The sequence below is a fragment of the Streptomyces sp. NBC_00019 genome (genome assembly GCF_045041015.1).
Classification (GTDB): domain Bacteria; phylum Actinomycetota; class Actinomycetes; order Streptomycetales; family Streptomycetaceae; genus Streptomyces.
This window is the reverse complement of sequence record NZ_CP108302.1, coordinates 8,086,899-8,107,164: the sequence shown is the minus strand read 5'-3', so window position 1 is coordinate 8,107,164 and position 20,266 is coordinate 8,086,899. Positions and strand designations below refer to the sequence as shown.

The 20,266-nt window shown below is 70.0% G+C and carries 13 protein-coding genes; 6 read left to right on the top strand and 7 right to left on the bottom strand.

What is annotated here, in order from left to right:
• The first annotated feature begins 62 nt into the window (after positions 1–62).
• The 4 genes from mmuM to OHU89_RS37910 all read left to right on the top strand — a co-directional run bounded on the left by mmuM (position 63) and on the right by OHU89_RS37910 (position 5,754).
• Positions 63–983: a homocysteine S-methyltransferase gene (gene mmuM / locus OHU89_RS37925; RefSeq protein ID WP_405649468.1), complete on the top strand. Its 921-nt coding sequence runs from the start codon at positions 63–65 to the stop codon at positions 981–983.
• A 185-nt stretch (positions 984–1,168) separates the two neighbouring features.
• Complete coding sequence (gene rox, locus OHU89_RS37920; protein ID WP_405649467.1) at positions 1,169–2,599, top strand: rifampin monooxygenase; 1,431 nt, start codon at positions 1,169–1,171, stop codon at positions 2,597–2,599.
• A gap of 147 nt (positions 2,600–2,746) precedes the next feature.
• Positions 2,747–3,802, top strand: coding sequence for a LacI family DNA-binding transcriptional regulator (locus OHU89_RS37915; RefSeq protein ID WP_405649466.1), 1,056 nt, complete (start codon positions 2,747–2,749; stop codon positions 3,800–3,802).
• Positions 3,803–3,900: 98 nt separating this feature from the next.
• The gene (locus OHU89_RS37910) at positions 3,901–5,754 is read left to right on the top strand and encodes a glycoside hydrolase family 127 protein (protein WP_405649464.1); all 1,854 of its coding nucleotides are present in this window, start codon (positions 3,901–3,903) and stop codon (positions 5,752–5,754) included.
• Here the strand turns inward: OHU89_RS37910 and OHU89_RS37905 are convergent.
• From OHU89_RS37905 to OHU89_RS37875, 7 genes are all read right to left on the bottom strand, one after another.
• A complete protein-coding gene (locus OHU89_RS37905) occupies positions 5,636–7,249 on the bottom strand; it encodes a carboxylesterase/lipase family protein (protein ID WP_405649463.1) in 1,614 nt (537 codons plus the stop codon). The two genes, OHU89_RS37910 and OHU89_RS37905, sit on opposite strands and share 119 nt — an antisense overlap.
• Before the next feature lie 167 nt (positions 7,250–7,416).
• Positions 7,417–8,667 (bottom strand): alginate lyase family protein, encoded by a 1,251-nt coding sequence (locus OHU89_RS37900; RefSeq protein ID WP_405649461.1) that lies wholly within the window; start codon positions 8,665–8,667, stop codon positions 7,417–7,419.
• A 25-nt stretch (positions 8,668–8,692) separates the two neighbouring features.
• The gene (locus tag OHU89_RS37895; protein WP_405649460.1) at positions 8,693–12,049 is read right to left on the bottom strand and encodes an alginate lyase family protein; all 3,357 of its coding nucleotides are present in this window, start codon (positions 12,047–12,049) and stop codon (positions 8,693–8,695) included.
• Positions 12,046–13,578, bottom strand: a complete 1,533-nt coding sequence (locus OHU89_RS37890) for a glycosyl hydrolase family 28 protein (protein WP_405649459.1) — start codon at positions 13,576–13,578, stop codon at positions 12,046–12,048. Before OHU89_RS37890 ends, OHU89_RS37895 begins: the two co-directional genes overlap by 4 nt.
• A gap of 34 nt (positions 13,579–13,612) precedes the next feature.
• Positions 13,613–14,485, bottom strand: coding sequence for a carbohydrate ABC transporter permease (locus OHU89_RS37885; RefSeq protein WP_405649458.1), 873 nt, complete (start codon positions 14,483–14,485; stop codon positions 13,613–13,615).
• Positions 14,482–15,480 (bottom strand): carbohydrate ABC transporter permease, encoded by a 999-nt coding sequence (locus tag OHU89_RS37880; RefSeq protein WP_405649457.1) that lies wholly within the window; start codon positions 15,478–15,480, stop codon positions 14,482–14,484. Before OHU89_RS37880 ends, OHU89_RS37885 begins: the two co-directional genes overlap by 4 nt.
• Positions 15,477–16,826: an extracellular solute-binding protein gene (locus tag OHU89_RS37875; protein ID WP_405649456.1), complete on the bottom strand. Its 1,350-nt coding sequence runs from the start codon at positions 16,824–16,826 to the stop codon at positions 15,477–15,479. The genes OHU89_RS37880 and OHU89_RS37875 overlap by 4 nt, the downstream gene beginning before the upstream one ends.
• Before the next feature lie 853 nt (positions 16,827–17,679).
• Between OHU89_RS37875 and OHU89_RS37870 the strand changes: the two genes are divergently transcribed.
• Together OHU89_RS37870 and OHU89_RS37865 are read left to right on the top strand one after the other, a co-directional pair.
• Positions 17,680–18,693, top strand: a complete 1,014-nt coding sequence (locus OHU89_RS37870) for a hydroxyacid dehydrogenase (protein ID WP_405649455.1) — start codon at positions 17,680–17,682, stop codon at positions 18,691–18,693.
• Positions 18,694–18,822: 129 nt separating this feature from the next.
• The gene (locus OHU89_RS37865; protein WP_405649454.1) at positions 18,823–19,908 is read left to right on the top strand and encodes a LacI family DNA-binding transcriptional regulator; all 1,086 of its coding nucleotides are present in this window, start codon (positions 18,823–18,825) and stop codon (positions 19,906–19,908) included.
• Positions 19,909–20,266 lie beyond the last annotated feature (358 nt).

Sequence of the window (20,266 nt, the reverse complement as noted above, 5' to 3'; positions counted from 1 at the left end):
CAGCCTGTTCGCGGGGTGGACAAGCACGGTCCGAGCCCCGTCCCCGGAGTACCGTCGACGGCATGACCAGCAACTCCTCCCTCGCCGAGGCCCTCGCCGCCGGGACCGTCGTGCTCGACGGCGGTATGTCCAATCAGCTCGAGTCCGCCGGACACGACCTCAGCGACGAGCTGTGGTCGGCGCGACTGCTCGCCGAGCGGCCCGAGGCGATCACCGAGGCGCACCTCGCCTACTTCGAGGCCGGCGCGGACGTGGCGATCACCTCCAGCTACCAGGCCACCTTCGAGGGCTTCGCCAAGCGTGGGATCTCGCACGAGCGGGCGGCCGAACTGCTCACGACGAGCGTCGAGTTGGCCCGCGAGGCGGCCTCGCAGGCCAAGGCGAAGGGCGTCACGCGGCCGCTGTGGGTGGCGGCGTCGGTCGGCCCGTACGGGGCGATGCTGGCGGACGGCTCCGAGTACCGGGGACGGTACGGCCTGAGCGTCGACGAGCTCGAGCGTTTCCACCGGCCCCGTCTGGAGGTGCTCGCCGCCGCCGGACCCGACGTACTGGCTCTGGAGACGGTGCCGGACGCGGACGAGGCGGAGGCGCTGGTGCGGGCGGTGCGTGGACTGCATACACCCGCCTGGCTCTCGTATTCGATCGACGGTCGGCATACCCGCGCCGGCCAGCCGCTGGAGGAGGCCTTCGCCCTGGCCGCCGACGCGGACGAGGTGATCGCGGTCGGCGTGAACTGCTGCGCGCCCGAGGACGTGGACGCCGCGGTCGAGATCGCCGCCCGTGTCACCGGCAAGCCGGTCGTCGTCTATCCCAACAGCGGCGAGGCCTGGGACGCCGAGGCCCGCGCCTGGAACGGGCGCTCCTCCTTCGCCCCCGGCCAGGTGCGCGCCTGGCGGGAGTCCGGGGCCCGGCTGATCGGCGGGTGCTGCCGGGTAGGGCCGCAGGCGATCACGTCGATCGCGGGGACGCTGGCGGAGGCGTAGAGCTCCGCCGGGCGCCGCCGGGCGGCAAAAGGAAAGGCAAGGAGTCAGGTACTCCTTGCCACTCTCAACCTATAGCGCACCCTGGGCCTTGCGGCAAGACCCCCCTCGTGGCGCAGAATCTCCGGTCGAAGCCAGAAGCTGCTGAAATCAGCGATTCGCGCAATGCATGCGCTTATGGGGGTCTCATGATCGACGTGATCATCGCCGGTGGCGGACCGACCGGCTCGATGCTGGCCGGCGAGCTGAGGCTGCACGGCGTGCGGGTGCTCGTGCTGGAGAAGGATGCCGAGCCCGCCGCGTACGTCCGCTCGCTCGGCCTCCACGTACGCAGTATCGAGGTGATGGACCAGCGCGGGCTGCTGGAGCGGTTCCTCGCCCACGGCCGGCAATTCCCCGTCGGCGGTGGCTACTTCGCCGCCATCGACAAGCCGGTGCCCGAACTGGACACCGCGCACGGCTACATCCTCGGCATCCCGCAGCCCGTCACCGAACGTCTGCTGGCCGAGCACGCCACCGAGCTCGGCGCCGAGATCCGGCGCGGCTGCGAGGTGGTGGGGGTGAGCCAGGACGAGGACGGGGTGAGCGTCGAACTCGCCGACGGCACACGGCTGCGCTCGCGCTGTCTCGTCGGCTGCGACGGCGGGCGCAGCACGGTGCGCAAACTGCTCGGGATCGGCTTCCCCGGTCAACCCGCCCAGGCCGAGACGCTGTTGGGCGAGATGGAGGTGACGGAGACCCAGGAGACGATCGCCGCCGTCGTGACGGAGATCCGGCAGACCGAGAAGCGGTTCGGCCTCGGACCCGTCGGGGAGGGGCGGTACCGCGTCGTCGTGCCCGCCGAGGGGGTGGCCGAGGACCGCTCGGTCGCGCCGACCCTGGAGGAGTTCAAGCGGCAGTTGCGGGCCTATTCGGGCACCGACTTCGGGGTGCACTCGCCGCGTTGGCTCTCCCGCTTCGGCGACGCCACCCGGCTGGCCGAGCGCTACCGGGTCGGCCGGGTGCTGCTGGCCGGCGACGCGGCGCACGTCCACCCGCCGTTGGGCGGACAGGGGCTCAACCTCGGTATCCAGGACGCGTTCAACCTCGGCTGGAAGCTGGCCGCCGAGGTCACGGGCCGGGCTCCCGAGGGACTGCTGGACAGTTACGAGAGCGAACGGCGCCCGGTGGCCGCCGCCGTACTGGACAACACCCGCGTACAGAGCCTGCTGATCTCCACCGACCCGACCGCCCAGGCGGTGCGGCGGCTGATGGCGGAGCTGATGGACTTCGAGGGCGTCACCCGGCACCTGATCGAGAAGGTCACCGCGCTCGACATCCGCTACGACTTCGGCGAGGGCCACGAGCTGCTCGGCCGGCGGCTGCGCGACGTGAAGCTGAAGCAGGGGCGCCTCTACGAGCTGCTGCACGGCGGCCGCGGGCTGCTGCTCGACCAGACCGGCGGCCGGCTCTCCCTCACGGGCTGGGCGGACCGGGTCGACCACGTCGTCGACGCAAGCGAGGAACTGGACGTGCCCGCCGTGCTGTTGCGGCCGGACGGCCATGTCGCGTGGGTCGGCGAGGACCAGGAGGAGCTGCTCGATCGGCTGCCCCGGTGGTTCGGCGCCGCCACCGGCTGAGCGCGCGGCCGCCGCAGTTCCTGCCGCATCCCCCTCGTCCCGGCCCTCCCCCGCTGCTAGCCTCCGGGTCGGGAACCGGTTTCCATCCATGTTGCCGCAGTTCCCGAGGGGTGGGCCGACAAGCCCGGGGAGAGGGACGAGGCAGGTATGACCAGAAAGAGCGAGGACGCGAGCCGCAGCACGATCAGGGACGTGGCGGCGCGCGCGGGGGTGTCCGCGTCGACCGTGTCGCGGGTGCTGGGCGGGGTCTATCCGGTGAGCGCGGCGACCCGTACGCGCGTGATGCGGGCGGTCCGCGAGATGGACTACGTCGCCGACGCGCGCGCCAAGGCGATCGCGGGCGTCGGCACGCCCACGCTGGCGTTCGTGCTTGAGGACATCACGGGTCCGTCGTTCGCGCTGATGGCGCACGGCGTGGAGCGTGAGGCGATGCGGCTGGGCCATCTGTGCCTGGTGTGCAGCACGGAGGGCGACGCGCGGTACGAGCTGGAGTTCGTGGAGATGATGCGCGCGCAGCGGGCGGCCGCCGTGATCCTGGTCGGCGGTGGCGCCGACACCGCCGAGTACCGCGAACGCACCCGCCGCATGGCCGACTCGCTCGCCTCGGCCGGCTCCCGCCTCGTACTGTGCGGGCGCCCGCCGCTGGGGCCCGGGGCACCGGTCACGGTCATCGAGTACGACAACGAGGGCGGCGCCTACGCCCTGGTCGCGCACGTCCTCGCACAGGGTCACCAGCGGGTGCTGTTCCTCGGCGGCAAGTCCGACCACACCACGGCGCAGGGGCGCGAGCGCGGCTATCTCGCCGCCCACCGGGCGCGCGGTGTCGAGCCCGCCGAGGAACTGGTGCTGCACGGCGACTTCACCCGCGACTCGGGCCACCGGCTGATGCGCCAGGCGCTGGAGCAGAAGCTGGACTTCACGGCCGTGGTCGCCGCCACCGACATGGTCGCGGCGGGTGCGCTCACCGCGCTGCACGAGGCGGGCCTCAGCGTGCCGCGCGATGTGTCGCTGGCCGGGTACGACGACATTCCGTTCGCCCGGGATCTGCATCCGGCGCTGACGACCGTGCATGTTCCCTACGAGGAACTGGGCAGGCTCGCCGTGAGGACCGCGCTGGGGCGCGAACCGAACACCCCGGACGAGCATCTGCTGCTGGGAACGCATGTGGTGGTACGGGACTCGGTGGCGCCGCTGAAGGAGTAGGCGGTGCGGCCGCGGGCACCGTGGGCCTCTTGTCGCGGAACCGGTTGCTTCCTATGCTCACGATCTTGGCAAACGCTCTCTATCCTGGAGCCTCCCGCATGAGCACCGGCCCCATCCGTCTCACCCCGGGCGCGCACACCGCCCTCCGTCCCGCGACAGCCGCCCGCATCACCGACGGATTCTGGGCCGCCCGCCGCACCACCAACGCCGACGTCAGCATTCCGCAGGGCCCCGACCGGCTGGAGGCGGCCGGAAACCTCGACAACCTCCGCGCCGCCGCCGACGGCAAGGGCTCCTTCACCGGCGACTTCCCGTTCCAGGACTCGGACGTGCACAAGTGGCTGGAGGCGGCTTCCTGGCAGCTCACGGACCGTCCCGACGACCCCGAACTGGCCGCTCACGTGGACGAGTTGACCGCGCTCCTGGCCGCCGCACAGGACACCGACGGCTATCTGCAGACGTACTACCAGGTCGCCCACCCGGACCGGCGCTGGCAAGAACTGGGCTGGGGCCACGAGTTGTACTGCGCGGGCCATCTGCTGCAGGCCGCGGTGGCCCACCACCGTGCGACGGGACGCCGTGAACTCCTCGACGTCGCCGAGCGGTTCGCCGCACACATCGACGCGGTCCTCGGCCCGGGCCGGCGGATCGACAACGTGTGCGGCCACCCCGAGATCGAGACCGCGCTGGTGGAGCTGTACCGGGAGACCGGGGAGCGACGCTGGCTGGAGCTGGCCGGCCACTTCGTGGACCGGCGCGGGCACGGGCTCCTCGACGCCGACGTCAACCCCCATCTGGGCCGAGCCTATTGGCAGGACCACATACCGGTGCGCGAGGCCACGACGGTCTCCGGTCACGCCGTACGGCAGTTGTATCTGCTCGCGGGTGTGGCGGACCTCGCCGCGGAGACGGGCGACCGCGAACTGTATGCAGTCGCCGAGAGACTGTGGGACGTGATGGTGGCGACGAAGACGTATCTGACGGGCGGTGTCGGCGCCCGTCACGAGGGCGAGTCCTTCGGGGAGCCGTACGAGCTCCCGCCGGACCGGGCCTACGCGGAGACCTGCGCGGCCATCGCGTCGATCCAGTGGTCGTGGCGGATGGCGCTGCTGACCGGTGACGCGAAGTACTCCGACCTCGTCGAACGCACCCTCTACAACGGCTTCCTGGCCGGCGTCGGCCTCGACGGCGACAGCTGGCTGTACGTCAACCCGCTCCAGGTGCGCGAGGGGTACGAGGGCGCGTACGAACCGGACAAGGCGGCCCGCCGCACTCCCTGGTTCCGCTGCGCCTGCTGCCCGCCGAACGTGATGCGGCTGCTCGCCTCGCTCCCCCACTACATGGCGAGCGGCGACGCCGAGGGGCTGCAGCTCCATCAGTACGCGACGGGCGTGTACGAGGCCGGCGGCGGCCGGGTCCGGGTGGAGACCGGCTACCCCTGGGACGGGCGGATCGCGGTGACCGTCGAGGAGGCGCCGGACGCCGATTGGACGCTGGCGCTGCGGCTCCCGTCCTGGTGCATGGAGTTCACGGCGACGGCCCCCGACGGCGAACCGCCCGCCGAGACCCTCCCCGGCTGGCTGCGGGTGCGTCGTCGCTGGTCGCCGGGCGACACCTTCACCCTCGACCTCGCACTGGACGCCCGACTCACCCGCCCCGACCCGTACGTGGACGCCGTACGCGGCTGCGTGGCCATCGAACGCGGCCCCCTGGTCCACTGTCTGGAGGGCGTGGACCAGCTGCCCGGCATCCCCTTCGAGGACCTGACCCTGCCCTACGGCTCCCCTCTCACGGTCCGGCACGACTCCGAGCTGCTGGGCGGGGTCGATGTCGTCACTGCCGACGGACTGCGCCGGGGAGGCGGAGACGCCGTACCACTGACCGCAGTTCCGTACTACGCGTGGGCGAACCGTCAGGAGGGGCCGATGCGGGTGTGGATTCCGGAGGGGTGACGTCGGCGGTCCAGAGGGCGAAACCGGTATCGCGGGGGCCGTGTGCCGTGTACGGCGGACTGTATGCGAAATCCTGGCGACCGTCGCCGACGTCGCCGAAGATCCGCACCGGGTGCGTCTCGTCCCACGCCTCCCACCCCGGATCCCCGTCGACGGCGAACCGCACCCACGCCCCGTGCATCGCCTCGGCCAGCTCGTGCGGTGCCCCCTCCCCGGCGAGCTTGGCCGACTCGGGGCTGTCGCCCGTGTCGAAGACGAAGCCCAGTTCCAGGGCGTGGCAGGAGCCGAGGTCGGGGAGGTTGGAGGGCCAGGCGAACTCGTAGACGTACGCGGTGTCGGGGCGGGCCTCGGCCAGGCGGTGCAGGGGGAGGCGCAGCAGGTGGTCGGTGACCATCTGGCCGACGATCTCGGCGGTACCGGCGTCGGGGTGCAGGAGGCGGTAGCCGCGCGGCACCTCGTGGCCGGCGTGGCAGCGGGCCATGGCGCCGGCCAGGGCGACGGCGCCGAGGCGGTCGACGCGTTCCAGGAGGCCGCCGGGGACCAGCCAGAGCCGGTACTCGTCGCGGGTCCAGCCGACCATCAGGTCGACGTCACGGGCCGCGTCGCCCTCGATCAGTGCCTCCAGGGGGTCGCGCGGGACGAGGTCGCCGTCGACGACGATGCCGAAGGCGGGGCCGCCGAGGACCGGGCTGCTGAGCCGGCCGACCTCGCCCTGGGTGCGCAGCAGCAGTTCACGGTCGACCTCGGCGAAGGCGGCCGCGGTGGCGGGGATCTTCAGCCGGGCGGCCATCCGGCGCACCATCCGCCGTACCTTGTCGCGGTCGGCGGCCTCGGGCGGTCCGCTCTGCAGGATCGCGCGCCGTACCAGGCCCTGTGCCTGCGGTGCGGCGAGCAGGGCGCCGGTGCTGATGGCGCCCGCGGACTGGCCCGCGAGGGTGATGCGGGCGGGGTCGCCGCCGAAGGCCTCGATCGACCGGTGCACCCACTCCAGTGCGGCGAGCTGGTCGCGCAGGCCCGGGTTGGCGGGGGCGTCCGGGAACAGGCCGTAGCCCTCGACTCCCAGCCGGTAGTTGACGGAGACGAAGACGACGCCGTCACGGGCGAAGCCATGCCCGTCGTACACCGGCACCGCGGAAGATCCCCTGGTCAGGGCGCCTCCGTGCAGCCAGACCAGGACCGGGAGCCGGGCCCCGCGGCCCGGCTCCGGTGTCCATACGTTGAGGTTGAGGCAGTCGTCGCCGGGCACGACCGGGTCGGACAGGTACTGCGCGAAGGCTTCGGAGTACGGCGGTTTCGGCGCCGTGGGCCCGAAGGCCCCCGTGTCCCGCACGCCCTCCCACGGCTCGGGCGGGAGGGGCGGCCGGAACCTTCGGGGGCCGAAGGGGGGTGCCGCGTAGGGGATGCCGCGGAACACCGCGATCCCGTTCTCATGACGGCCGCGTACGGCTCCGTACGGCGTGCTCACGACGGGATCCTTCTTGACTGCTGCCGTCATTCGACCACCAGCCTCCTCGCCGCACTCGTGCACCGGTAACAACAGAGCACCACATCACGGCGCGCTATTCCGGCGCACGAGGCGGTCTGGAGGCTGTTCGGGGTACATCGCATACAGTCCGCTACCGTCTGTACACGGTGTGCGGTGTGTACAGACGGTGCCGCGTACTACTTCGCGTACATCAGCGTGCCGAAGCCGAGCTGGTCGAAGCCGCCGCTGGTGGAGCCGTAGTCTCCGCCGCCGCCCTCGGGGGCGTTGGCGTAGTAGAACGCCGAGATGTACTTGTCGTCGAGGCTCAGGCGCCGGTTGTAGTGGAAGTGGAGCATCGCCCAGACGGGGCGGATCTGGCCGCGGGAGGCGGAGGAGATCACCGTCTGGGAGGACTGGGAGCAGTTCTGGCCGGTGCCCCAGGTGTAGGTGGTGAAGGGGACGTCGTTGCCGAGGTTGTACTTCGCGACGTACTGGGCGCCCTTCATGAAGCGGCGGCTGTCGTAGGAGTAGAGGTCGTCGCCCTGGTTCCAGGCCATCTCGCAGATGGCGCCCATCTGGCCCATGCCCATGACGGTGTGCCCCTGGTCGCGGCCGGACTCCTGCCACTGGCCCAGCGCATAGCCGTCGGAGTCGGTGTACAGGTACGGCACCGCGTGCGCGAGGGAGCCGTTGCCGGCACCGGACTTGAAGTACGTGACTGCCTGGTCGTACTTGCCGCCGTCCTCGTTGAGGATGCCGATGGCCAGGACGGAGGCCATGTTGCACAGGTCCCAGTTGGCCCAGTAGTTGGTGATGCAGGCGTCGTTGTGGTTGGTCAGGAAGCTGTTGTTCATCGGGTAGAAGACGCGCGCCATCATCTCCTGGGCGGCGGCGAGGTCGAACCCGTCGTAGTCCCGCATGAGTTCGCAGGCGTTGGCGAACTGCCAGCCGTAGAGACCGGCCGCGAGGAACCGGTCGGCGTTGCCGCCGATCGAGGTGAGCGTGGTGGACCACGCGTTGAGGATGCCGGCGGCGCAGACCGCGTTGGCCTCGGTGCCGCCGACCCGCCAGCGCAGGGCGTTCTGATAGGCGGCGGCGATGTCGTTGTAGAGGAGGCCGTAGTTCTCGCCGGTGCCGCCGCGGATGACGGTGGCGGTGGCCCGGTTGGTCCAGGTGGACTGGGAGTGGGAGTTGGCGACCAGTTTGTTCCAGCCGGACAGCCAGGGGTCGGTTCCGGCGGCGACCCTGACCTTGGCGCGGTTGATGTCGCCGGCGTTGTGCAGCATGCCCGGGTGGGTCCAGGTGGACGGGGCGGCGTCCGCGGTGGTGGCGGCGAAGGCGCCGCCCCCGAGGGCGAGGGCGGCGCCGAGTCCGCCGGCGGTCCTCAGCAGACCGCGGCGGCTCAACTCGCTCTCCTGGACGTGCCGGTGGGGGGAGGTGCGGCTCATGTGCGTCTCCAATCCGTGGGGGGATCTAGAGAGAGGTGACACTCACCTCTTCGAACTGGGTGGTGCAGCGGACCAGCGGGCTGCGGGAGCAGACCACGAGGCCGACGTGGTGGGCGGCGTCGCCGAAACCGGGGATCTCGCCGGAGGCGAGCTCGGTCCAGGTGGTGCCGTCGTCGGTGGAGACTGCTGCGGCGAAGGCGGTCCCGGTGCGCTTCAGCCGTAGCAGCAGGGGCAGTTGGACGGTGGCGGTGCCGGAGAAGGCGGAGGCTCCGGCGACGGTCTTGCGCAGCATGAGCTGTGCGGTGGTACCGCCGGTGACGATGAGTCCGGCCGCCTGGTCGAAGGGGGACAGCGACTTGGCCATCAGCAGACCGACCCGGTCCGCGGTGGCGCCGGCGCGGGAGACCAGACGGGCGGTGACCTGGCAGTCGCCGGTGACCGGGCGGCGTACGAACTGCCCTGTCATCCCTTGGTTGTTGACGGTCAGGTCGGTGCCCGCGCCACGGACGGTGAAGGTGCCGTCGGCGTATGAGGTGCTGCCGGGTGTCGCGACCGCCACCACGCCGAGGGTGCCGAAGGCGCGGTCGTCGAGGACCGGGTCGCCGAGGTCTCCGTACGTCCAGGGGGTGGGCGGGGGTGTGCCGACCGTGAGGGCGAGCGTGCCGGCGCCGTCACCGGACGCGTTGCCCGCGGTGGTCGTGACCGTGAACTCGCCTGCTTCGGTGGGGGTTCCGCAGATCAGACCGGTGCGCTTGTCGAGGCGCAGGCCGTCGGGGAGTCCGTCGGCGGTGAACCGTACGGGCTCGTGGGAGCCGCGCAGCAGGTGCCGGAAGGTGTCGCCGCGATTCGCGAACACGGAGGCCGAGGAGGTGAGTTGAGGCACGGCGGGCGTGGGCATCTGCGCGGCGGTGGGTTCCGAGAGGGGGCCGCGGCCGGCGCTGTTCGTCTTCGCCACGACGTAGTGGTACGCCGTGCCGGGGGTGCCGGTGGCGTCCGCGTACCGGATGCGGGTGCCGAAGCCGACGGGGCCGACGCGGGTCGCGATCGTCTCGTAGGGGCCGTCGGCGGTGGTGGCGCGAAGGACCTTGTACCGGGCGGAGAGATCCGGGTCGGTCCAGGCCAGTTCGACCGAGTCGGCGGCGGAGGTCGCCCGCAGGTCGACGGCGGTGCGCCTGGGGCGGGGTACGGACCAGACCTCGCCGGCCGTGGCGGATACCACGCTGACGTGGTCGAAGGCGCCGGTGCCGGTCTCGGCGTAGTCCTCGTCGACGCCGAGGCAGGAGGTGAGGACGAGACCGACGTATGCAATGTGCCGTAGACCGTCGACCTCGGTACGGCCGACTTCCGTCCACCGTATGCCGTCCGGCGAGATCGCCCCGGTGCACCAGCGGCCCTTGCGGGTCACCCGCACCCAGTACGGGGCCCGCAGCCGGTAGCCGTCTCCGGCGCCCTCGACGTACGGGGCCTCCAGGGGTGTCGCCGATTCCGGCAGCGTGCCGAGGCCGGAGATCGGGAAGGACGCGTTGACGGTGATCGCGTCCTGCTGGGAGGGCGGCACCGGGGTGCTGCCGGTGGCCGAGATGGCGGCCCCGGCCTTCGGCCGTACGGTCCACACGCCGCTCCAGGTGTGCAGCGGCAGCCCCTGGATCAGCATCGAGGCGTGGGCGGCGTCCGCGTCGAGGCCCGCCCGGACGGTGACGCCGATCTTGGAGTACTGGGAGCTGAGCGGCCACACGATGCGCGCGGTGACGGTGCCGTCGCCGCCCAGCGGGAAGTGGACGAGGCGGTGGGTGTCGGCCGTGCCGCTCGCCTCCAGGACGAATCGTTCGCCGTCGAAGGAGGCGGAGCCGGGGATCCTCACGTCGCCGACGTCCTGGGTGGACCAGGGCTCGGGAAGGCCTGCGGTGGCGGCGGCGAGGCTCGACGCGCCACTGCTGCCCTGGGAGTTCGTGGCGGTGACGGTGTAGTAGCAGGTCTGCCCGGACCGCACGCCGTCGTCTGTATGCGATGTGCCGTCGACTGCAGACGCGATCTCCTGGTACGGCCCTTCGGGCTTGTCCGCCCGGCGGACGGTGTACTTCGTCGCCCACACGGACGGCAGCCAGGTCACGGTGACCGACGTACCGTCGCCGCCCCCCAGCGCCGTGACCCCAGCCGGTGCCGTCGGCACGGCCGGGTCCGGCGTCTTCGTCCCGGCGTAGGCGAACGTCCCCCAGCTGGGCAGGTCGTCGTTGCTGCCCTCGATGACGCGGGCGCCGCCGGTGCCACGGAAGACGGCCGCCTCGGTGTACGGGGTGTCGAGGCCACGGACGCCGGCGTAGTGGGCGTAGTACATCTCGTAGATCGGCGGCAGGGTGCCACGGACCTTGGCGGAGACGGTCGTCTTGATGTACTTGCCGGTGCGGTCGAGGTCGGGGGCGAAGGGGACGTCGCCGCCGAGGTTGTAGCGGGCGGCGTACTCGGCGTTGGCGAGGATGCGGTGGTCGTCGAAGGCCCACAGGTCGACGCCCTGGTTCCAGGCGACCTGCGCGGCGTCGCCCAGGAGGCCGACGGCGAGCTGTTCGTGGGCCTGGTCGCGGCCGCTCTCCTGGCCCTGACCGCCGTCCGTGACGACCCGGTTGCCCACGCTGCCGTTGCCGGCACCGGCCGCGGCGAACCGCAGCGCGTCCTCGAAGAGGGTGCGTTGCTCGCAGAACACGCCGATGGCCAGGATGGACTGGAGGGCCGTCAGGTCCCAGTTGCCGTTGGCGTAGAGCATGTAGCCGGAGATCGCCGGATACCAGACGCGCAGGAAGGACTCCTCGCAGCGCGCGATGTCTGCGTCGCTCCAGCCGTCGTAGTCCGAATGCCGCAGCAGTTCGGCCGCGTTGACGAACTTGAAGACCTGCAGCCCCGCGCCGAGCGGACCGTCGGCTCCGGTGACCATGGTGAGCGATGCCGACCAGGCGTTGAGGATGTCCCGGGCCTTGTCGGCGTGGGCGCGGTTGCCGGTGACGGCCCACATCAGGGCGTTCTGGTAGGCGGCGGCCGAGTCGGCGACGGCCTGGTTCTGGAAGTTGGTGGGGCCGCGGCCCCAGGCGGTGATCTGGCCGGTGTTCTGGACGGTGTACGTGGACTTCGAGCGGGTGTGGGCCGCGAAGGCGAGGTAGCCGTCGTGGATCGGGGATTCCTGCGCCGCGACGGCGGATTTCATCCGTGCGATGTCGTCGGCTGTATGCAGTAGGCCGGGGTGGGTGAACTGTCTGCCGTCGGCAGTCGTGTCGGCGTCGGAGTCCGCCGCTCTCGCCGTGCCGGGCACGAGCAGTCCGCTCGTGCCCGCCACCAGCAGCAGGGCAGCGGTGCCGCCGAGGAAGCCCCGGCGGCTCGTCGCGGGAGTGATCATGACGCGGCGGCCGCCTCGGCCTCGGCGGTGGTGAGGAACTTGAGGTTCGTCACGTGCTCGTTGACGAACATGGGCACGCCGTCCGAGGCCAGGTACCACCTCGGCTTGCCCGTGCTGTCGGCGATCACCCTGCCGTTGACGCGGAGGTTCTCGAAGGTGACGTCCTTGATCGCGTGCTCCGCGTCGAGGCCGGCGATGATCGAGAGGTCGGCGTTCTTGCCGTTGTAGCTGAGGTCCTTGATGTAGACGGACTCGATGGCGCGGCCTGCCGAGGTGTTGTACTTCGGGTTGTACTCGACCCGCATGTGGATGAGCTGGCCCCAGCGGAAGTCCTCCACGCGGATGTTGTCGAACCTGACGTCCCGGACGATGTTGCTGTCGCCGACCATGAAGGCGATAGCGCCCTGGTAGGTCACCTGCGGCTCGCGGTGGTCAAGGATGTCGATGTTCTCGTAGCGCAGGTTCTCCAGCATCTCGGGGGTGTCGGAGTTGCCATGCACGCCGATGTTGATCGGGTGGGCGACGTCGGCCCAGAGGGAGCAGTTCTTGACGGTGATGTTGCGGGTGTCGCCGTAGAAGTCCCAGCGGTGGGTGTAAAGGGCGACGCAGTCGTCGGAGGTGCGCAGGAAGCAGCCGTCGATCGTGACGTTCTCGGAGCAGTAGAGCTGGATGCCGTCACCCCAGCCCTGGTGGCTGAAGGCGCGCAGGTTCTTGATGGTGAGGTTGTTTGACTCGGCGACCCTGATGTTCTCGTACCGGGGGTTGAGGATCGTGACGCCGTCGATCGTGACGTTCTCGCACTTGCGGACGAAGACCGCGCCGCCGGGCGTGTCGTAGATCACGCCGCGGCCGATCAGTCGGGCGTTCTCCACGTTCTCGAAGATCACGGCCGAGGTGAGGACGGCGCCGGCGGCCAGGTAGACGGTCGTGCCGTCGGGCACCTTCAGGGTTCGGTCGGGGTGGGTGTGCAGACCGGGCCCGAAGTACATGACCTTCTTGTCGCCCTCGGTGGGCACGTCCTTCTCGATCGGGTTCGCGAACAGGTGCAGGCAGTCGAAGATCTTGTCGTCGATCTGGACGACGAGGTTGCGGGGCCGGTCCAGGGTGAAGCGCGCGGTGCTGCCGAGCACCTCGGGCTTGATGCCGTACGAGTCCGGGCGGATACGGAAGTTCTCGCCGCCGCCCGGGTTGTACGTGACCTCGACCTCGACGGTGCCGGAGAAGTCGAAGGCGGCCCAGGAGGAGTTCTGGGCCCTGTTGCTGCCGGTGCTCGCGTCGATCAGTGCGAGCTTGGCAAGGTAGACGCCGAGCTTCTGCCAGGTGCCGCCGAGCGGCCGGACCTTGACGGTGAAGGAGTTGTTGACAGGCACCTGCGGAAGCGTCGGGTGGATGACCACGCTGTCGCCGGTGGTGCCGTTCTCCTCCGCCGTGGCGGCCTGTGCGGTGCCCGCGATGCTGCTGGCCAGGCCGGCGGCAGCGATGACACCGGCGGCCTGGAGGGTGGTCCGGCGTGACAGGGGCGCGTTCATGCGTAACTCCTTGCAAAAGGTTCGGTAAGAGGGATTACTTCAGTCCGGTCGTGGACATCCCGGCCACGAAACCGCGCTGGGCGATCAGGAAGATCAGCAGGATCGGGACGACGTACATCACCGAGGCCGCGGCCTGGAGTTCGGGGACGGGCGTGCCGCCCTCGTTGACGTAGGCCGTCATCACGGCGACGGCGAGCGTGGTGCGGTCGGTGGACAGCAGCAGTTGTGGAGCGATGTAGTCGCCCCAGGTCCAGGTGAAGGCGATGATGAAGCTCGCGGACAGCACCGGCCAGGACTGCGGCAGGAAGATGCGCCAGAAGATCGTGGCGTATCCACAGCCGTCGACGATCGCGGCCTCCTCCAGCTCGCGCGGCATGCCCGCGAAGAACTGCCGGAAGAGGAAGACCAGATACGGCGCGGCGGACAGCCCCCACAGCACCCAGGGCCAGTACGTGTCGACCATGCCGACCTTGGCGAAGATCAGGTACGTCGGCAGCAGGGTGACCATCTGGGGCAGCATCATCGAGCCGAGCAGAACACCGAACAGCACCTTCTTGCCGGGCGCTTCGAGCCGGGCGAAGCCGAAACCGACCCAGGCCGAGCTGAGGGTGACGAGGGTGGCGTAGATGAGGGCGATGACCAGGGAGTTGCGGGCGTAGCCGAGGAAGTCGATCTGGTTGAAGGCGTCGGCGAAGTTGTGCCACTGGAAGGCGTCGGGCAGCCAGTGCACGGGTGAGGCGGCCAACTCGCCCTGGGTTTTCAGACCGGAGAGGATCAGCCAGCCGAAGGGGCCGAGGAACAGCCCGGTGACCGAGACGAGGACCGTGTAGAGGGCGAGACGTTTGACGCGTACCCGTACGCGCACGTCGGTCGCCGATGACTTGGGCCGCAGGATGGTGGCGGTCACTTCTTCGCCTCCGGGTCGACGTTGTAGAACACCACGCCGGACGTGAACTTGAAGATGAGTCCGGTCACGACGAGGATGAGGACGAAGAGCACCCACAGCAGTGCGGAGGCGTAGCCGTAGCGGCCGAGCGCGAAGTACTGCGCGAACACGTGCATCATGTAGAGGTAGTTGGACTGCGGGACCGTGGTGATACCGCTGGTGTCACCGAGCGGTGCCAGCAGCAACGGCATGATGGTCTGCACCGAGGCGATCATCCCGGTGACGGTCTGGAAGAGCAGCACGGGCGACAGCAGCGGCACGGTGATGCTGCGGAAGGTGCGCCAGGCGCTCGCCCCGTCGATGCGGGCCGCCTCGTGGAGTTCCCGGGGGACGTCCTGGAGACCGGCCAGCGAGATGATCATGACGTTGCCGGCACCCCAGAGCACGGTCATCAGCAGTACGTAGCGGGCGTAGGGGTCGGCGAGCCAGGCCACGGCGTCGATGCCGAAGAAGGTCAGAACGCCGTTGGTGGCACCGGAGTTCTGGTCGAAGAGGAACTTGAAGGCGAGGCCCGCACCCACCGGCGGCACCACGGCGGGCAGATAGAGCAGGGTGCGGAACAGTCCGCGCGCCTTGAGCGGCCGGTTGACCAGTACGGCGAGGCCGAGTCCCGCGATGATCGACAGCGGTACCGAGGTCACCGCGAACAGGCCCGCACGGCCGAGGGAGTCCCAGGTGACCGGATCGTTCAGCAGCTCGCGGTAGTTGCCGAGTCCAACGTACTTCCAGTTGGGCGAGATGCCGTCGAAGGTGGTGAAGCTGAGCCACAGCGCGTACGCCATCGGCACGATGGTCAGCAGCAGGAACCCGATGATCCAGGGCGAGGTGAACAGGTAGAACGCCCTGTGTCTGCGCGCGGTCATGGTGATCCGTGGCCGCCCGGCGGCGCTCGCGCGTCCGGTGCTCGCGGCGGCGTCGGGCCGGTCCGCGACGGGGGAGATCTGATCGACCGTCATCCCACCTGCTCCTTACCGCGCTTCAGCTGATCGTTGATGGCCGAGTTCAGACGTCCGGCGAGGGTGTCGACGGAGATCTGGCCGTTCATCGCGGCGGGGGCTATCTGGTTGAAGAGGGCGTCGAACGCGTCCGCCCTGGTGTACGGGGTGAAGGAGACCACCGAGAAGTGCTTCAGTTCGTTCTCCTGGACCTTCAACACCCGTTTCTCGTAGCCCTCCTGACCGGGCATCAGGGAGCGCAGCGACTTCAGCGTGGGGATGCCCCAGCCGCCGGCGGCGCGTGCCTTGGCCGGCTCCTCGCCGAAGAACCACTCGAAGACCCGCCAGGCGGCGTCCTTGTTCTTCGCGCCGCGCGGCATCCACAGTCCGGTGCCGCCCTGGCAGGCACTGATCCGCCGACCGCCCGCGAACATCGGGGCGGGCGCCAGCCTGGACACCTTCGCCAGCTTCTTGTCCGGGTAGATCATGCCGCCCAACCAGTAGCCGGAGTTCGACATGGCCAGCCGCCCGGCCTGGTAGGTGGGGCCGTCCCAGCCGTTGGGGTCGGGCTGGATGAGGCTCGGCCCCACCTTGGTCCGGCAGTAGTCGATGTACCAGGACAGGGCCTTGCGGGCCTCGGGGGTGGTGAAGTCGACCCGGGAGAAGTCGTCGCTGAAGAGGCTCCCTCCGGCGGACGCTGTCATGGTCGTCAGGAGCGTGGCCCGGGTGAGGCCGGCGTAGCTGCCGCCGAAGACGGTGGTCTGGCCCTTCTTGCGCTGCACGAGGCGCTTGGCGGTGTCCTGCCACTCCTCGTAGGTGACCGGCTCGGTCTCCGACGGCTGGTCGACACCGGCCTTGTCGAAGGCCGCGGTGTTGTACCAGTACATGGAGTCCTGGGAGAAGTCCTTGGCCATGCCGTAGCGCGGGCCCTTGCCCTGGGTGCGGCCGTCGTACCGCCACAGGTCGTTGACGGGGTCCAGGTCGTCCAGCTTGAGGACGCCGCTCCGCGCGAAGTAGGGGTCCAGTTCCTCGGCCACGTCCCGCGCCGCGAAGAACGGCGAGTCCACGGCGCCGACACCGCGCACCAGGTCGGGCGGGTTGCCGCTGGTGAGCATCGCGATCAGCTTGGTGATGTCGTACTTCACCAGGACGATCTTGATGCCGAGGGCCTTCTTCGCCTGCTGCACCTGCTCCGGGAGGATGTCTCCGGAGTTGACCATCACGGTGACGGTCTCACCCGAGCCGCTGACCCCGGTGGACACCTGCATCGCGCAGCCGCTCAGCGCAGCCGCGCCGGCCGCGGCACCTCCCGCCGACAGGGCGAGGAACCGGCGGCGGCCCATCGGAGCACCGACATGAGGGTGCATGAAGGCACCACCTCCCGCTTCACCTAGTTGGCTCGATTGCATAGCAACCGGTTGTTGGACAGTGAGGCAGAGCTTCTTCCTGTCCGGAAACCGCGTCAAGAGGCTTGACGAGTTTTCGAAAAGACTGTGTAACCCCGACGACACGCGCCGGACGGCCCACAAGGCCGAGCAGGTTGACAAAAGTGCAGCTCAAAGCCGTCTTGTACGGCGATGTCGGCCACCCTCATCCGGACGTGCCCACCGGTCGGGAGAGCCCCGCACCCGATCTCGCCGATCACCCGCAGGGGTACGGAACGCGGCTCGATCACCGCTGAAGAGCAGTCATCAGCAGGCGTTCTTGACGGCCTGTACGGAAACCGGTTGTCACGAACGAGGCCGCACTTGGGCCTGCCGGCGCCCAGGTCGAGGAGGGAGCGGAACTCCCAGGCCATCTCCTGATCTCCCGGGCGTCCGCGAGACGTGGGTCGGCGACGCGGATCTACGGCACTGCACCTCGTACGACCCCTCGGCGGACACCACCGCATCCCCGTCCGCCAGGCTGACGCCACGACCGCGCGGCGGGACGGCCGACTGCCGAGCCGCTGAGGCCGCCCGGCGAGAAAACGCGGTAACCGATTTCCCGACAGAGCGGGATCAAGACCCTCGGCCACCCCACGGTGCTGACGGGCCTCCCCCGACCCCTCCTCCCGATCCTGGCCCTCCACCCCGCCGTGACGTGGGCATACGGGCGGAAACGAGCCAGGAGAAATCCGCGCCTCCCCGATCCGCCAGACCGATTGACCCGCCGTTCCCGGCAGATCTACGGTAGAAGGCGCTTTCTGAAAATGTTTCTACTCAGCGTGTCAGGAGTCTCATGCCCAGCCCCCAGCTGCCGCGGACCGTGTTCGCGATGGACCCGGTGCACCTCCCCCTGCTGTTCCCCCCGGCGCTCATGGCCCGGCTGCGGCAGGCGGCCGACCTCGACCCGGGCCTCGTGCTGCGGGACTTCACCGATCCCGCGGCGGCCGAGGTCCTCGCCGCGACCGAGGTGCTCATCACCGGCTGGGGCTGCCCGAGCCTCGACGCGGACGTCCTCGCCGCCGCACCCCGGCTGCGGACCGTGCTGCACGCGGCGGGCTCCGTCCGCTCGCTCGTCGGAGAGGAACTGTGGGAACGCGGCATCAGCGTGTCCAGCGCGGTCACCGGAAACGCGCTGCCGGTCGCGGAGTACACCCTCGCGATGATCCTGCTCGCCGGAAAGGACGCCTTCACCCACCGCGAACGGTTCCGCACCACCCACGCCTACCCGCCCCCCACCGAGACCGCGCACATCGGCAACGTCGGCCGCCGCATCGGCGTCATCGGAGCCTCGCGCGTGGGACGCCGCCTGCTGGAGCTGCTGCGCCCCTTCGACTTCACGGTCCTGCTCCACGACCCCTATGTGAGTCCCGCCGAGGCCACCGCGCTGGGCGCCCAACTCGTCTCGCTGGACGACCTGTTGAGCCAGTGCGACATCGTCAGCCTGCACGCCCCGGACATCCCCGAGACCTACCGCATGCTCGACGCCGGACGGCTCGCGCTCATCCGGGACGGCGGCGTCCTCATCAACACGTCCCGGGGCGCGCTCGTCGACCCTGACGCACTGACCGACGAGCTGGTCGTCGGTCGGCTGTACGCGGTACTCGATGTCACCGAGCCCGAGCCGCTGCCGGCGGGGTCGCCGTTGTACCGGCTGCCGAACGTGTTTCTCACACCTCATATCGCCGGTTCGCTCGGGAACGAGCTGGAGAGACTCGGGCGGATCGTGGTGGAGGAGCTGGAGCGAATGGCGTCCGGCGGGGCCCTGGTGCACGAGGTACGGCATGCGGATCTGACCCGTGTCGCCTGAGGCAACCGGCACCTCTCGGCCCACGGAAACAATGGGATACGGTTTTCCGTACCGGCTCCGGGCCGGACCCCCGACCGGTGTCCTCCCGGCCCCCGGTGGGGCGATCGCGACGGTGAAGGAGCCCCCAGGGTGAGTCAGCGCAAGGCTTCGGGCGACGCCGGACGGGCCACCATCCGGGACGTCGCGGAGCGGGCGGGCGTCTCCGTCGCCAGCGTCTCCCGCGTCCTGTCGGGCAACTACCCGGTCTCGGAGGAACTGCGCCGCCGGGTGATGAAGGTGGTCGGGGACCTGGACTACGTCACCAACGCCCACGCCCGCTCCCTGGCCGGTGGCGGCACACCCACGGTGGCGATCCTCATCAACGACATCACCGGCGCCGCGTTCGCCCATGTCGCGAGGGGTGTCGAGGGGGCCGCCACGCTGCGGGGCTGGCTCTCACTGGTCGGTACGACGGGTGACGACCCCGAGCGTGAGCTCGCGCTGGTCAACATGATGCGCCAGCAGGGCGTCGCCGCCGTGGTGCTGCTCGGCGGCGCCTACGACTACGACGAGTACCAGCTGCGCATGGCCCGGTTCGCCCGCTCCCTGGACGCGGCCGACTCCCATCTCGTGCTGGTGGGCAGGCCGCCGCTGGAGGGTGACGTACCGGCGACGACGGTCGACTACGACAACGAGGGCGGCGCGTACGCGATGGCCAGCCATCTGTTGTCCGCCGGGCACCGCAAGGTCCTGGTGCTGCCGGGACATGCCGAACTCACCACCGCACAAGGCCGGTTGAGAGGTGCGCGGCGGGCCTTCGAGGCGTACGGCGTGCCCTTCGAACCCAACATGGTGCGGCACGGCTTCTACGACTACGAGCACGGCTACGACGCCGTCCAGGAGAGCCTGCGCGACGGGCTCGACTTCACCGCGGTGCTGGCCGGGACCGATGTGGTCGCCGCGGGTGCCATGCAGGCGCTGCGTGCGGCGGGGCTGCGGGTGCCGGAGGACGTGTCGATCGTCGGGTACGACGACATTCCCCTCGCGTCCCAGCTCACGCCTCAACTGACCACCGTGCATGTGCCGTACGAGGAGATGGGCCGGGTCGCGCTGCGCGCGGTCGCCGACCGGCGCGAGGGGGGCCCGGGCCGTCGTAAGGGCGACGGGGACCACCTCGTGCTGGGCACCCATGTCGTCGTACGCAACTCCGTCCGGCCACCCGCCCCTCGCGTGTGATCCGTGCGAGTGGGCGGTTCGGAAGCGCTGCGAAAGCGATCGTTTCGTAAGCGTTTTCCGAAGGTTTTTTCGCGATCCTCCGGGGCCGGGCCGCTGGTCGCCCGGCCCTTGCGCAGGCTGCTATCTGCATCCTCTGACCTGCACATACAGTCCAGCGCGGCCACCGCCCGCAGGACACTTCGACATCACGCGACGGACAACCCGGCGTAACAAATTTCCGCGCACCTCTTGCTATGGACTGATCCGTCGTCCTACCGTCCCAGCAACCGCTTACTACATCTTCTGCATGGCCGACCCCCCTCAACCGCGAGCCGCGGATTCCGGCCGCCGTTCCCGGCCTGCGCCCCCCAAGCCGCCA

Excerpts from the sequence above, each read along its gene's own strand:
- OHU89_RS37910 (WP_405649464.1), top strand. The coding sequence starts at position 3,901 with ATGAGCACCGGCCCCATCCGTCTCACCCCGGGCGCGCACACCGCCCTC.
- mmuM (WP_405649468.1), top strand. The coding sequence starts at position 63 with ATGACCAGCAACTCCTCCCTCGCCGAGGCCCTCGCCGCCGGGACCGTC.
- rox (WP_405649467.1), top strand. The coding sequence starts at position 1,169 with ATGATCGACGTGATCATCGCCGGTGGCGGACCGACCGGCTCGATGCTG.
- OHU89_RS37875 (WP_405649456.1), bottom strand. The coding sequence starts at position 16,826 with ATGCACCCTCATGTCGGTGCTCCGATGGGCCGCCGCCGGTTCCTCGCC.
- OHU89_RS37895 (WP_405649460.1), bottom strand. The coding sequence starts at position 12,049 with ATGATCACTCCCGCGACGAGCCGCCGGGGCTTCCTCGGCGGCACCGCT.
- OHU89_RS37890 (WP_405649459.1), bottom strand. The coding sequence starts at position 13,578 with ATGAACGCGCCCCTGTCACGCCGGACCACCCTCCAGGCCGCCGGTGTC.
- OHU89_RS37915 (WP_405649466.1), top strand. The coding sequence starts at position 2,747 with ATGACCAGAAAGAGCGAGGACGCGAGCCGCAGCACGATCAGGGACGTG.
- OHU89_RS37900 (WP_405649461.1), bottom strand. The coding sequence starts at position 8,667 with ATGAGCCGCACCTCCCCCCACCGGCACGTCCAGGAGAGCGAGTTGAGC.
- OHU89_RS37880 (WP_405649457.1), bottom strand. The coding sequence starts at position 15,480 with ATGACGGTCGATCAGATCTCCCCCGTCGCGGACCGGCCCGACGCCGCC.
- OHU89_RS37870 (WP_405649455.1), top strand. The coding sequence starts at position 17,680 with ATGCCCAGCCCCCAGCTGCCGCGGACCGTGTTCGCGATGGACCCGGTG.
- OHU89_RS37905 (WP_405649463.1), bottom strand. The coding sequence starts at position 7,249 with ATGACGGCAGCAGTCAAGAAGGATCCCGTCGTGAGCACGCCGTACGGA.